This is a genomic window from Streptomyces sp. NRRL F-4489, from assembly GCF_001509485.1.
GTDB lineage: Bacteria > Actinomycetota > Actinomycetes > Streptomycetales > Streptomycetaceae > Streptomyces.
Genome location: NZ_LLZI01000135.1, coordinates 36,178 through 49,266 on the forward strand (window position 1 = coordinate 36,178; position 13,089 = coordinate 49,266).

The 13,089-nt window shown below is 74.2% G+C and carries 7 protein-coding genes; 1 reads left to right on the forward strand and 6 read right to left on the reverse strand.

Annotated elements, in window-relative coordinates; all coding sequences use genetic code 11:
• Positions 1-8: 8 nt before the first annotated feature.
• The 3 genes from ADL22_RS13075 to ADL22_RS13085 all read right to left on the reverse strand — a co-directional run bounded on the left by ADL22_RS13075 (position 9) and on the right by ADL22_RS13085 (position 7,982).
• On the reverse strand, positions 9-6,335 hold the full coding sequence (locus tag ADL22_RS13075) for a type I polyketide synthase (protein ID WP_066977543.1): 6,327 nt from the start codon (positions 6,333-6,335) through the stop codon (positions 9-11).
• 30 nt (positions 6,336-6,365) lie between these two features.
• Positions 6,366-7,700 (reverse strand): beta-ketoacyl synthase N-terminal-like domain-containing protein, encoded by a 1,335-nt coding sequence (locus tag ADL22_RS13080; RefSeq protein WP_079064081.1) that lies wholly within the window; start codon positions 7,698-7,700, stop codon positions 6,366-6,368.
• A 75-nt stretch (positions 7,701-7,775) separates the two neighbouring features.
• Positions 7,776-7,982: a DUF5988 family protein gene (locus ADL22_RS13085; RefSeq protein WP_066977546.1), complete on the reverse strand. Its 207-nt coding sequence runs from the start codon at positions 7,980-7,982 to the stop codon at positions 7,776-7,778.
• A 751-nt stretch (positions 7,983-8,733) separates the two neighbouring features.
• Between ADL22_RS13085 and ADL22_RS13090 the strand changes: the two genes are divergently transcribed.
• Positions 8,734-9,741, forward strand: a complete 1,008-nt coding sequence (locus ADL22_RS13090) for a tyrosine-type recombinase/integrase (RefSeq protein ID WP_199836282.1) — start codon at positions 8,734-8,736, stop codon at positions 9,739-9,741.
• A 109-nt stretch (positions 9,742-9,850) separates the two neighbouring features.
• Here ADL22_RS13090 and ADL22_RS13095 read toward each other — a convergent pair whose 3' ends face one another.
• The 3 genes from ADL22_RS13095 to ADL22_RS13105 all read right to left on the reverse strand — a co-directional run bounded on the left by ADL22_RS13095 (position 9,851) and on the right by ADL22_RS13105 (position 13,079).
• Positions 9,851-10,708 (reverse strand): IPT/TIG domain-containing protein, encoded by an 858-nt coding sequence (locus ADL22_RS13095; RefSeq protein ID WP_066977552.1) that lies wholly within the window; start codon positions 10,706-10,708, stop codon positions 9,851-9,853.
• A gap of 479 nt (positions 10,709-11,187) precedes the next feature.
• The gene (locus tag ADL22_RS13100) at positions 11,188-11,592 is read right to left on the reverse strand and encodes a hypothetical protein (RefSeq protein ID WP_066977555.1); all 405 of its coding nucleotides are present in this window, start codon (positions 11,590-11,592) and stop codon (positions 11,188-11,190) included.
• Between the two features lie 314 nt (positions 11,593-11,906).
• Positions 11,907-13,079 (reverse strand): glycosyltransferase, encoded by a 1,173-nt coding sequence (locus ADL22_RS13105; protein ID WP_324615543.1) that lies wholly within the window; start codon positions 13,077-13,079, stop codon positions 11,907-11,909.
• Positions 13,080-13,089: the final 10 nt, after the last annotated feature.

Here is a 13,089-nt window from a genome sequence, read left to right on the forward strand (position 1 = left end):
GGAGGTGTTTACGAGGCGTCCGGTTCAAGGCCCAGCCGGTCCGCGACACCCGCGGCGAGCTCGGCCAGTGTGGGGTGCTGCCACACGAAGTTGCGCGGCACGGAGACGGCGAAGGTCCGCTCGATGCGGGCCCGCAGCTCCAGGGCCAGCAGGGAGTCGAACCCCATGGATTTCAGGGGCACTTGGGGGTCAAGCGCACCGTCCCCGAGGCGCAGCACCGCCCGGACGTGGTCCGCCAGGCACTCCTCCAGCGCCGTTCTCCGGGCCAGGCCGGCCGGGAGGGCGGCGAGCCGGGCCGGCAGGTCCGCGCCGTCCTCGGGAGCCGGGGGCGGCGCGGCGGCTCCCCCGGCCTGGACGTCGCGGAAGAAGGGCAGGTGCCGGCCGGCGGCGGGCAGCCAGGTGTCCGCGGGGCCCGGGAGGACCCCGGTCTGCACCCGCCGCTGGGCCAGCAGGCAGCGCAGCGCGGCCATGCCCTCGTCGGTGGGAATGGTGCGGTAGCCGCGCCGGCCGAAGTCGGTGGCGACGCCGGTCTCGCCCCACGGGCCCCAGTTCACCGCCAGGGTGGGCAGGCCCTGGGCGGAGCGCCAGGCCGCGAACCCGTCGAGCCAGGAGTTCGCCGCGGCGTAGGCGCCCTGGCCGGGGTTGCCGAGGAGGGAGGCCATCGAGGAGAAGGCCGCGAACCAGTCCAGCGGGCAGCCCTCGGTGGCCTGGTGCAGGCGCCAGGCACCGGCCGTCTTCGGCCGCCAGACCCGCTCCAGCTGCTCGTCGGTGGCGTTCGCCAGCACCGCGTCGTCCAGGACCATGGCGCAGTGGACCACTCCGCGCAGGCGGTGGCCGCCGGACGCCGCGGTCGTCACCAGCCGCTCCGCGGTGCCTGGTTCGGCGATGTCGCCGAGGACCACCGTCACCTTGGTGGCGCCCTTGCGCAGGGCCCCGATCTGCCGTGCCGCCTCCGGGGAGGGGGGCGTGCGCCCGTTGAGGACGACGTGGCCGGCGCCCTGCTCGGCCAGCCACCGCGCGGTGGCCAGTCCCACTCCGCGCAGTCCGCCGGTGACGAGGTACGCCCCGCCCTCGCGCACCGGCAGGTCCAGTTCGGGCAGCACCGCGCGGGCCTGCCCGGAGGACGGCACGGTCAGTACGAGCTTGCCGAGGTGGTCGGCGGCGGCCATGGTGCGGAAGGCCGTGGTGGCCTCGGGCAGGGGGTACTCGGTGCAGTGCAGAGGTGTCAGCTGCCCGGCCCCGAAGGCGTCGAGTACCTCCTGCCACACCGCGGCGAACGCGCCGGGGCGGTGGCGGCGCAGTTCGATCAGGTCGACGGTGCGCAGTGTGACGTTGTGGCGCAGCGGCCGCATGCCCATCGGGGCGTCGGAGAGGATGTCGCGCACCCCCAGTTCCACGAAGCGGCCGAACGGGCGGAGCGTCTCCAGCCCGGTGCGGATCGCCGCCCCGGAGAGCGAGTTGAGCACGACGTCGACGCCGTCGCCGGTCGCCTCGCGGATCTGCTCGCCGAAGTCCAGGGACCGGGAGTCCATGACGTGCCGGATGCCCATACCGCGGAGGTAGCGGCGCTTGTCCTCGCTGCCGGCCGTGGCCAGCACCTCGGCCTCCAGCGACCGGGCCACCGCGATCGCCGCCAGTCCGGTGCCGCCGGTGGCCGAGTGGATCAGCACCCGCTCCCCCGACTTCAGCCCCGCGACATGCCGCAGGGCGTACCAGGCCGTCAGGAAGGCGATCGGCAGCCCCGCCGCGGTGACCGGGTCGAGGCCGGCGGGGATCGGCGCCACCCCCTCGGCGGGGACGGTCAGGAACGAGCCGAACGCACCGCCCCGCAGCTCGACGGCGACCACCCCGTCCCCGACTTCGAGGTGCTCGACCCCCTCCCCCACCGCGCTGACGACCCCGGCGCATTCGAAGCCGATGCGGGAGCGGACGTCCTCGTCGCCGGGGAGCAGGCCCATCGCCGTCAGCACGTCCCGGAAGTTCAGACCGGCCGCGGTGACCCGCACCTCGACCTCGCCGCGCCGCGGCGGGCGCCGCCCGGCGACGGCGTACTCCAGGCTCGACAGGTCTCCCAACCGGCCCGCGCGCAGCCGGAAGCCGTCGACGCCGTACCGCACCGTGCAGTGCGCCGGGGGGCGTTCCTGCCCGGCCGGGGCGCGCCGCAGCCGGGCCGCCCACCGCTCGCCGGCGCGCAGTGCGACCTCGTCGTCCTCGGTGTCCGCCAGCAACTCCTCGGCGACGTCCGCGGGGTCGGCGTGCCGGGGGTCGGTGTCCAGGAGGGTGGGGCGCAGCTCGGGGTGCTCCAGGGCGGCGACCCGCACCAGCCCCCGCAGGGCGCTCTGTCCGAGGTCGACGGTGTCGTCGGGCAGGACGTTGCGGGCGCCCTGGGTGAGGACGTGGAGCCGCGGCGCCGCCGGGCCCGCGGCGATGGCCTGGACCGTGGCGAGCAGGCGGCGGGTGCGGCGCAGGGACTCCCCGGCCGGCTCGGCGGCGCTCCGCCGCCCGCACACCAGCACCACGGCGCGCGGGGGTTCGAGTCCGGCCGCCAGGCGTTCGCCGAGCGAGTCGCGGAGCGTTTCGAGGGGGGTGTCGTCCAACGGGCGGTCCCAGACAGTCGTCCGGGCGCAGCGGGAGCGCAGGGCGGCGGCCAGGACCCGGGCCGACCCGTCGGCCTCCCCCACCAGGAACCAGCTCCCCGGCGCCCGGCCGTCCTCGGCCGCGGCCCGGCCGGAGCGCTGCCAGCCGATCTCCAGCAGCCAGTCCGCCGCGGCCGGCTCGTCCCGGACGGCCCGCCGTACGAACCGCAGGCCGTTGACGGCGGCGACGACCGCGCCGTCGCCGTCCAGGAGGCGGACGTTGGCCACCACGCCGTCCGGCGCGTGCTCGCCGATGTGCGCGTGGCAGTACTCGGCCCGCGCGGGGTCGCCCAGGACGCGTACCGCCTGTACGGCCACCGGCAGCACCGGGGCCGTGTCGTCCTCGTGCATCAGCGGTGCGACCGCGAGCTGGGCGCAGACATCGAGCAGGACGGGGTGGACGGGGAGGCCGGGAGCGGGGTCGTGCGCCCGGGGCGGCACGGTGATCCTGGCGAAGTAGCTGCCGTGGTGGCGTTCGGTGCGCAGTTCGGTGATGCCGGTGAAGGCCGGACCGTGTTCCAGTCCGCGTCCGCGCAGGTTCCGGTACAGGTCAGCGGGGTCGAGCCGCACCGGGTGGCGCACCAGGAAAGCCTCGATGGAGCGGGGCCGGGGGGCGGGGCGTACGGTCAGCCGGTGCAGCACCGCGTCGGCCTGGCGCTCCCAGTCACCGTCCTCGCCCCGGGTGAGGATCTGGCAGTGCGCCCGGTCCGGTGCGGCCATCGTCACGACGGTGCTGACGCCGGTGTGCCGGTCCAGGCGCAGCAGCTGCTCGAAGTGGACGTCGGTCACGTCCACTTCGTGCGGGGCGGCTCCGAAGACCTCGGTGGCGGCCGCGAGCGCGATACCGCACCAGGCCGCTCCGGGCATGACCGGGCTGCCGTGGACCTGGTGGTCGGCGAGCCAGGGCAGGGCGTCCACGCCGGCATCGGCGCGCCAGCAGTGCCGTACGGGCTCGCCGGGCACTTCGGTGTGGTGGCCGGGCAGGCCGGTGGCGGCCGGTGCGGCCGGAGCCGGGGGCCGGGCGGCCTCGGCCCAGTGGTGGCGCCGGTCGAAGGTGAGGGTGGGCGCGTCGACGAGGTTCCCGCCGTCGTAGAGGCGCCGCCAGTCCACCGGCACGCCGGAGCAGTGCAGCGCCGCCAACTGCGTGCGCAGCGTGGCCGGTTCGTCCTCGTCGCGGCGGAGCGTGGGCAGCACGGCCGGGGAGGTGGCCAGTCCGGACAGGCTCCGCTCGACGGAGTGGGAGACGATGGGGTGCGGCGAGAGTTCGAGGTAGACCTGGTGCCGGTCGGCCGCCGCGGCGGCCACCGCCTCCGCGAAGCGGACCGGGCGGCGGAGGTTGTCGCACCAGTAGTCGGCGTCGAAGGACGGGGTGGCACCGGCCTCCACCGCCGTCGAGTAGAACCGCACTTCGGGCGGCCGGGGCCGGAGCCCGGCCAGTGCCGAGCGCAGGGCGGGCAGGACCGGGTCGACCAGGGGGCAGTGGGAGGCGACGTCCACGGCGATCGGGAGGACCGCGATCCCTCTGGCCTCCCAGGCGGCGGCCAGCCGGCTCACCTCCGCGGTGCGGCCGGCCACCACGGTGGTGTCCGGTGAGGAGAGCACGGCGACCGAGACGGATTCGGCGGCGCAGGCGGCCAGTTCCTCGCGGACCGCGTCGGCGCTCAGGCCCACGCTCACCATGCCGCCGGTGCCCGCGATGTCGCTGAGCAGGCCGGACCGGCGGCAGATCACCCGGACCCCGTCGGCGAGCGTCAGCGCTCCGGCCACCACCGCCGCCGCGACCTCGCCCATGGAGTGGCCGATGACCGCGGCGGGTTCGACACCGTACGAGCGCCAGGTCGCCGCGAGCGCGATCTGCAGCGCGAACAGCACCGGTTGGACCTCACCGCAGCCCTTGACGGGCCGCCCCTTCCGGATGATGTCGAGGACCGGCACCCGGCTCTCGGACCGGATGAGCGCGGCGGCCTCGTCCAGCGCCTCGGCGAAGGCCGGTTCGGTACGCAGCAGACCGCGCCCCATCCCCGGCCACTGGGAGCCGTGGCCGGAGAACACCCAGACCGGGCGCCGCTCGACCGCCGCGTCCACCGCCCCGGTGACGACCGCGGGATGCCGCTCGCCGGCGGCGAACGCCCTTAGCGCGGAAAGGAGTTCGCGGCGGCCGGTGGTCACCACGCCCATCCGGCCGCGGCCGGCGCAGCGCCGCAGCGCCAGGGTGTGCGCGAGGTCCCGGAGGGGCACCTGCGCGCCCTCGCCGGTCAGCCAGTCGGCGAGGGCGCCGGCCGCGGCGGGCAGGGCGCCGGGCGAGCCGGCCGGGACGAGGAAGACGTCGGGCGCCGCCGGGGCCGGTTCCTCCGGGCGCCGGGGGGCCGGGGGCTCCGGCGCCTCTTCCAGCAGGACGTGGGCGTTGGTGCCCGAGAAGCCGAAGGAGGACACCGCCGCCAGCCGGCGCTGCGCCGGAAGGGGCCAGGAGGTCAGCTCGGTGGGGACGAAGAAGCGGGTGCCGTCCGCCGCGATGGCCGGGTTCCAGCGGCGGAAGTGGAGGTTCGCCGGGACGGCGCCGCGCTGGAGGCACAGCACGGCCTTGATCAGCCCGGTCACGCCGGCGGCCGGTTCCAGATGTCCGAGGTTGGTCTTCACCGAGGTCAGGGCGCAGCGCCCCGGGCCGTCGCCGTAGACGTCGGCCAGGCCGGCGAACTCGACGGGGTCCCCCACCGGCGTTCCCGTGCCGTGGGTCTCCACCATCCCGACGTCGCGGGGATCGGTCCCGGACCGGTGGAGGGCTTCCCGGTAGAGCGCGCGCTGGGCGGCGGCCGAGGGAGCGGCGAGGCCGTCGGACGAGCCGTCCTGGTTGGTCGCGGAGCCACGGATCACCGCCAGCACGCGGTCGCCGTCCCGTACGGCGTCGCGCAGGCGCTTGAGCACCACCACGCCGCATCCCTCACCGCGGACGAATCCGTCGGCCCCGGCGTCGAACGTGCGGCAGCGGCCGCCGGCGGAGAGCATGCCCATCCTGGCGAAGGAGCGGGTGACGCGCGGCTGGAAGGTCAGGGTGACGCCGCCGGCCAGCGCCAGATCGCATTCGCCGGCGCACAGTGCCTGGCGCGCCATGTGGACGGCCACCAGGGAGGAGGAGCAGGCGGTGTCCAGGGCCACGCTCGGCCCGTGCAGGCCCAGGAGGTAGGAGACCCGGCCGGCCGCCACGCAGTGGCCGTTGGTCAGGATCGACCCCTCGAGTTCGTGGGGTGTTCCGGTCAGCTGGTCCATGTAGTCGCCGTAGCTGATGCCGGTGAAGACGGCGGTCGGTGTGGCGTGCATCCGCTCCGGGGGGAGGCCGGCGTGTTCCAGTGCCTCCCAGGTGACTTCCAGCAGCAGGCGGTGCTGGGGGTCCAGCACATCGGCCTCCCGGCCCGCGACGCCGAAGAAGGCGGCGTCGAAGCCGGCCACCTCGCGCAGGTAGCCGCCCGGCGGGGAGGCCGGTGTCCCGGGGTCTCCCCGGCCGAGCGATTCGCCCTGGAGGAGGCGGCGGCGTTCGGGAGGGAGCGCGCCGACCGCGTCCCGGCCCTCCGCCAGCAGGCGCCACAGCGCCGCGGGTGACGCGGTGTCCCCGGGGAGGCGGCAGCCCATGCCGATCACGGCGATGCGCTCGGTATCGGAGGGGGCCTGCGGCGCGGCGGCCGGCGGAAGCGTGTGGTTGCTCATCGGATCTCCGTACGTTGGCGTGGGGCGCGGTCACACGGCCTGCGTGCTGCCGAGGAGGATGGCGTTCTTGACCCCGCCGACCTGGTAGTTGAGGGTCAGCGCGTAGTCGAAGTCGAGCGGGCGGGGCCGCACTCCGGGGACGGGGTCGAAGGTCAGCCCGTCGGCGGGCTGTTCGCAGTTGGCGGTGGGACAGACCTGGCCGCGCTCCATCATCATCAGCGTCAGGGCGGTGCCCACGCAGCCGGCCGGCGCGCCGTTGTGGCCGAAGCAGCCCTCCTGGGACGTCACGAGCGGGCTCCGGCCTTCCCCGTACAGCTCCTTGACGGCGGCGGCCTCGAAGGCGGTGACGACGACATTGCCGTCGCTGCCGCCGTGCACGTACGGGATGTTGCCCAGGTCCCAGCGGTCGCCCAGGCAGCGGCGGACCGCGGCGGCCAGTTCGGCGCCGGTCTCGTCGCAGGCGAGCGGGTTGGCCAGGCCGTCGCGGGTCATGGCCGTGGAGAGGATCTGCCCGTAGAGGTGCGCACCGCGCCGGACGGCGTGGTCCCAGCTCTCGACGATCAGCGTGGCGGAGCCCTCGCCGTGGTTGATGGAGCTCGCCCGGCGGTCGTAGGGCCGCATCAGGGAGAGGAACGACGGCACCGCGTCGGGCATCCCGGGCGTCCGCACGGACTCGTACGTCTGCTGGGCCCCGTGCAGCAGCCGCTGGATGTTCTGGATCAGCCGCATGTTGAAGACGTCGACGCCGGTGACGACGGCGATATCGGCCTCGCCGCGGGTGATCATCTGCCGGGCGTGGCCGATCTGCACGGCGGACGACGCGCAGCCGCACGAGACGGTGTAGGCCGGGCCGTTGGAGCGGACCAGCGCCGACTGGACCAGGGCGACATCGGAGGGGGTCACCGCCTGCTGCGCCGCGACGAACAGTTCCATGGCCTCCGGGGCGCTGGTCGTCGCGGGGTCGGCGCGGAGCACCGACAGATAACTGTCGATGTTGGCGTCCACTCCCCCGCGTCCGACGAGAATTGCCGCGTTGCCGAGTTCTCCGCCGCGGAAGTCCAGCCCGGCGTCCTCGCAGGCATGTGCCAGCGAGAGCAGGCCGTAGCGGTGCGCCGCGGTGTAATGGCGGGAGAAGAACGGCGGAAGGTCGGGGAACGTCTCGTCGAACATTTCCTGGGTCAGGCCGACGGTGCCGTAGTAGACCTCGTCGTACTGCAGGCAGGACCGGCCGTTCGCGGCGACCTCCCACGCCTGATCGGCTGTGAAAACCGGTCTGTTGGTGCCGGGTAGGCAGAACCCGACACCGGTCACCACGGCCCGCCGGCCGGTGTCGTAGTCTTCGGGATACCTGGATTGCGGCTGCATGGCAGGACTCCGTCCCTCACGGGGACCGTCGGATACCGTCCCCTGTGAACTGGTTTTTCTGCGGGAGCGCGACGCCTATTCGGCAATAGACGTGCGGTAATGCCAGCGATACACGGGGACCTGTTCACCGTCCAGCTCCGCGTATTCGCCGTAGAATTCGAAACGCTCGTATCCGCTGCCGCGCACGAGGCGTACCGGATCCCGGACATCGTTATCGGAGATATGGGGAAGGGCTGTTCCCCCGGGCTCGTCGACGAGAATCACGATGCTCTTCCGTGGCATGGTCCACTCCGGGGTTCATTCGCGGGTTCGCGGGCCACGGCCGGGCTTCCGGCCGATGGCGGTGCAGAGGTGCGGTGGGGGAACCTGCGCGGAGGTCACCGCGGGGCGGTGGGTGGCGGAGCGGCGGCGAGGGCTGGGCCCGGCGTACTGCCGGGCCGTGCCGGCCGGCGGCCGCCGCCGGCAGCGGGGAAAGCGGAAGCCGCTGCCGCGTGTGGCGTCCGGGGCATCGGCCACCACGCGGAAATCGATCGCATGACGCCCCCTGGCTGAGGTGGGGCCGATCAGCCGGTGCCGGAAATACCGGCACCGGCTGACGGATCCAAAACCCTCTGCCGGGGACGCCCATACGGCAACGGTCCAACTCGCAACCAGGCACTGGGCCGGGCCGACGAGTAGGCCGGATGCCGCTCCCCGGAGAGGGTGGGCGGCCCACCGGTTGGATGCGTCAAGTTATCCACGGGCTCAGGTCGGGCGACAACAGTCAACCGATAAGGCCACCCATTCGGAGCAGCGCGAAAAACCGCTGACGCACACCAAGCGACTTGCGCACCGGCATTGCCGGATGCTTTTAATTCATCCATGACCGGCGCAGCCCTCCCATGCCTCCTGCGAAAACAGGACGCCGGCCGCCGCGCATTTGGTTGCCTCGGCAGTCTTTTTCGGTGAGGGAGAGCTCCGTTCCGGGCCCGTACGAATACATCCCGCCATCCGGCACGGCCCCAACCCACCTCAGACAAGGGCTATTTCGAGAATGACGATTGATTCCTCGCACCGGTCTCCCCGCGCGGCGGCCGGCGGCACGATGTCCCTCGCCGAGTACGGGGAATCCCGGTGGGCCACGGCGATGCGCGGGCTGGAGCCGCTGACGATGTGCCCGTACGAGGCCGGGTGGCGGCTGCGGGTCCTGCCGAGCCTGGGGCACGTACCGGTCCGCGCGATGACCCGGCGGGCCGTCAACCGGGCGCTGCACTGCTGGATCGCCGATGAGTGCGGTCTTTCGACGGTGAAGAACAGCCTGGCCGTGCTGGTGCGGGTCCTCGAACAAGCCGTACGGGACGGCCTCCTCGACGCCAACCCCGCCCGCATCATCGGCTGGCAGCGGGAGTACCAGCGCGCCCAGCGCGAACGGACCGCACCGCGGTCGCTGGCGCTGCCCGGCCCGGCGGCGCTCGACCGCCTGGCGGCCCGGCTCGTCCAGCGGTCCCCGGACGGCTACGAGGGCTGGGGCGACATCGTGCGCTTCGCGGCCTGGACGGCCTCCCGGTTCAGTGAGGTGTCGGCGCTGCGCGCGGGGGACATCGACCCGGTCGACTGGACCTGGGACGTGTGCCGGCACACGGTCTTCGTGCCGGGCGGGCTGCGCGACTGCGGGTACCGGGGCAAGAGCCGGCGCACCGTGCCGCTGCGTCCGGCGGCCCGGATGCTGCTCGCCGCGAGGCTGCGGGCGGCCCGCCACACCCCGCAGGCGCGGCTGTTCACCGGGCCGACCGGCGGCCGCTTCTCCACCCCGCTGCTGAGGGAGGCGACCGGCTGGGACGAGGTCGTGGTGGAGCTCGGGCACGAGTTCCTGCTGCGCCAGGACCTGCGGCCCACCGGACTGACATGGCTGGCCGCCGCCGGTGTGCCGCTGTCCGTGCTGAACGACGTGGCCGAGCGTCCCTCCCCGGCCGAGCTCCGGCGCTATCTCCCCCCGGCTGACGGCCCCGTACCGGAGGCGTCCCCGGGGGTGCCGCCGCAAAGGTCCGGTCCCCGTCCCTGAACGGGACGGGGACCGGACGGGGGTTGGTTCACCGCGCGCTCCCCGTCAGGCCCGGCGCCGGCGGCCTGGGGCCGTGCGCCGGGGCCTGGGCCTGGGGAGGGCCGTCACCTCACAGGTACGTGAAGGTGCCGGCGCTCACGCTGCCACCCGGGGTCTGGACCGTCACCGGGACGGTCGTCATGGGCGTCCCGGGCGGGACGAGGCCGGTGATGACGGTCCCGCCCACGTTGACGGTGACACCGGTGGCGGGGGTGGCGCCGAACAGCACGGTGGCCCCGCTGAGGTTGGTGCCGGTGATGGTGAAGGTCAGGCCAGCGGTCCCGGAGACAGGCGTGATCGGGACGGTGACGATGGGGGGCGGCGGGACGACCGGCAGGTAGGTGAACCCGCCGGGGACGGTCGCGCTGCCGCCCGGAGTCGTCACGACGACCGGGACGTTGCCGCCGCCGACCGGCCCGGCCGGCGTGGTGCCGAACAGCACCGTGCCGCTCGGGTCGGTACCCAGGACGGTCGCCGGGGTGCCCCCGAACGTGACGCTCCCGTTCTGGAGTCCGGAACCGATGATGGCGAACGGGGTGCCGCCCGCGACCGGACCGCTGGTGGGGATGATCAGCGTGGCCTGCGGGCCCGCCGGCGCCACGTACACGTAGGTCACCGGGTTGCTGGTCCCCGCCGCGTTGGTGGCGGTGACCTGCACGGCGCCCGCCGCGTGTGCCGGGGCCAGCACCGTGACGGTCAGCCCGAGCGGGTCCTGGCCGACGATGGTCGCCGGCGTGCTGCCGAACAGGACGCTGGTGGTGCCGGCCAGCCCCAGTCCGAACAGCGTCACCGTGTTGCCGCCCGCGACCGGGCCGGAGTTCGGCAGCACGGCGAGCAGCACCGGGCCGAGGCCCGGGAAGGGGAACGGCGGGAACGGCGGGACTTGGAGCTGGGCCTGCGGAGTGGGGTGGGTTGTGGGTGTGGACACGGAAGTCCTCCTGCTGTCTGCGGCTTGTCGCCCGGCCCGGCTCACGACCGGTGTGGTGCGTGAGCCGGAGGTCCGGGCACGGACAGCAGCCGGCCGTACCGGCGGGGAAACGCCGAGGGGGCGGTCAGGGCTCGCTCACCGCGAGCGATGAGGGCCGTCGCGCTGCCGGGCTTCCCGCCCGGTCCCGAACGCGGGGACCGGGGGTGGCCGACCACTGAAGCCCGCGGGGGATGGACGGCCCGCCAACCAGGCATTACCAGTAACCCAGAAGGGTTGTCGCCAGACAATGCCATTGACGCGGAGCCACTCGTTCGGCTCAGCGTGCGTTCCGGTGGAATGACAACCGATACGCCGGAACGGGGTCGGTCGCTCCACCGCCGTGACGGCCGGGCGGGGTGCGGAAGCCTGCCGGGGCCGTGAGCCGGACACGGCGAAGTGCCCGGGCCTGGGGCCCGGGCACTCACTTGATCACCCTGCGGTCAGCTGGCGTTGGCGAGGGCCTGGCTGATCGCCGAGGCCGTCGACCGCTCGGAGTCCAGGGCCGCGCCCGACGCCCCGAGCAGGTTGAACACCACCGCGGCCGCGTTGCTGGTCGTCGCGGTGAGGACGTTGGCGGTCACCGTCGAGGGCTGCCCGAGGCAGTCGACCGCGGCGGAGAGCAGCGAGGTCGCGGTGGACAGGTTGTGGTTGCGGGCCGCCGCGGTGTTGTTGACCTGGTCGGCCGAGATGGCGGCGTTGTTGGAGGACTGCGCGGCCTGGAGGTCGGTCACGCAGGCCGAGACGGCCACCCGGGCGGGGGCGGCGGCCGAGGCCAGGGGAGCGGCGCCCAGGACGAGAGCCGCCGCGAGGGTGGCCGTGCCTGTGACGATGCGGATGCGGTTCATGTGGAACTCCCATGCGGAGGTGTCCTCGCCGAGTGGCGAGGCGGATTGGTACCGGGGGGAACGCCGGGCCCCTCTGCCGAGGGACCGCAGGGGAAGTGGCAACTGCCGCCAGAGGTTTGCCTGTTGAGGCGCGAGCGGGCGGGTGTCGGACGCCGACTTCCCGGAGAAAGGGTGGGCGACCCGCCGGTTCGGATGGGCCCAGTTAACCAAGCCAGGCATCCCCCGCGTCAAGGAATTGCTCCACTTCACCCTATTGGAGCAACTCCCGCTGAGAATACGGCAGTTGGGGGACGGAGCAGGCGGCCGTCACCGGCTCAGCGCACCAACCGCTCGACCGCGGCGAGGACTTCCCCGGCCCCGTCCTCGGCGCCGATCAGCGCGGAGAGGCGCTGCGCGCGCTCGCGGTACCGCGGATCGCACACGGCCCGCCGTACGGCCTCCGCGAGCCGTTCCGGCGAGAGCCGCCGCACCGGCACCGCGCCGGGACTGACCCCGAGGGCCGTCAGACGGGACGCCCAGAACGGCTGGTCCAGGATCATCGGCACCGGCACCGCCGGCACCCCGGCCCGCAGTCCGGCCGCGGTGGTGCCCGCTCCCGCGTGGTGTATCACCGCCGACATGTGCGGCAGGAGCCGGTCGTGCGGCACCTCGCCGATCGTCAGCACGTCCGGGCCCCGGAGGGCCGGTCCGGCCGGGCCGGTCTGCACCACGCCGCGCACCCCGGCGAGCTTCAGGGCGCGGGCCACCAGGCGGCCGAGCTCTTCGGGGTCTCCGGGAGCCATGCTGCCGAAACCGACGAATACCGGTGGCGGGCCGGAGTGCAGGAATTCCACCAGCCCGGCGTCCGGCGTCCAGTCGGGATCGGACGCCGGCCACCAGTACCCCACCACCTCCATGCCCGGCCGCCAGTCGGCGGGTCTGCGCACCACCCTGGGGCTGAAACCGTGGCACACGGGCGTCATCGCCCGGCGCAGCGCGACGGCTTCCGCCGTGACCCCCATCCGCCGCCGCAAGTACCGCACCGCCGGGGCGAAGACGTGGTCCAGCACTGCCTGGGCACCGCGGCCCGCGGCCAGGTTGCCCAGCGGACCGAGCGCGGGAACGCGGTGTATGACCGGGGGGAACTCCCGGGTCGGCGCCAGCGGCTGGAGGAAGACCCCCGCGCTGGGCAGCCCCAGCCCTTCCGCCGCCACCAGCGCCAGGGGCGCCAGGCTGCTGGAGTACAGCAGCGCCTCCGCGCCGCCCGCGCAGGCGTCCGCCAGCGCGTCGGCCATCACCGGCCCCAGGTCCCGTACCAGCCGTATCTGCTCGATGCCGGACAGGCCGGGCCTCCTGGTCGGTGCGCGGTGTCCGCGGTGCGGGGCCCGCGCCGCCGGACCGCGGTCGAGCGGCAGCGGCAGGAAGCCCAGCCCGCAACGGCGGACCAGGCCGGCGTACCGCTCGTGGGTGGCGACCACGACCTCGTGCCCGGCCGCCGACAGACGCACTCCTAAGCCG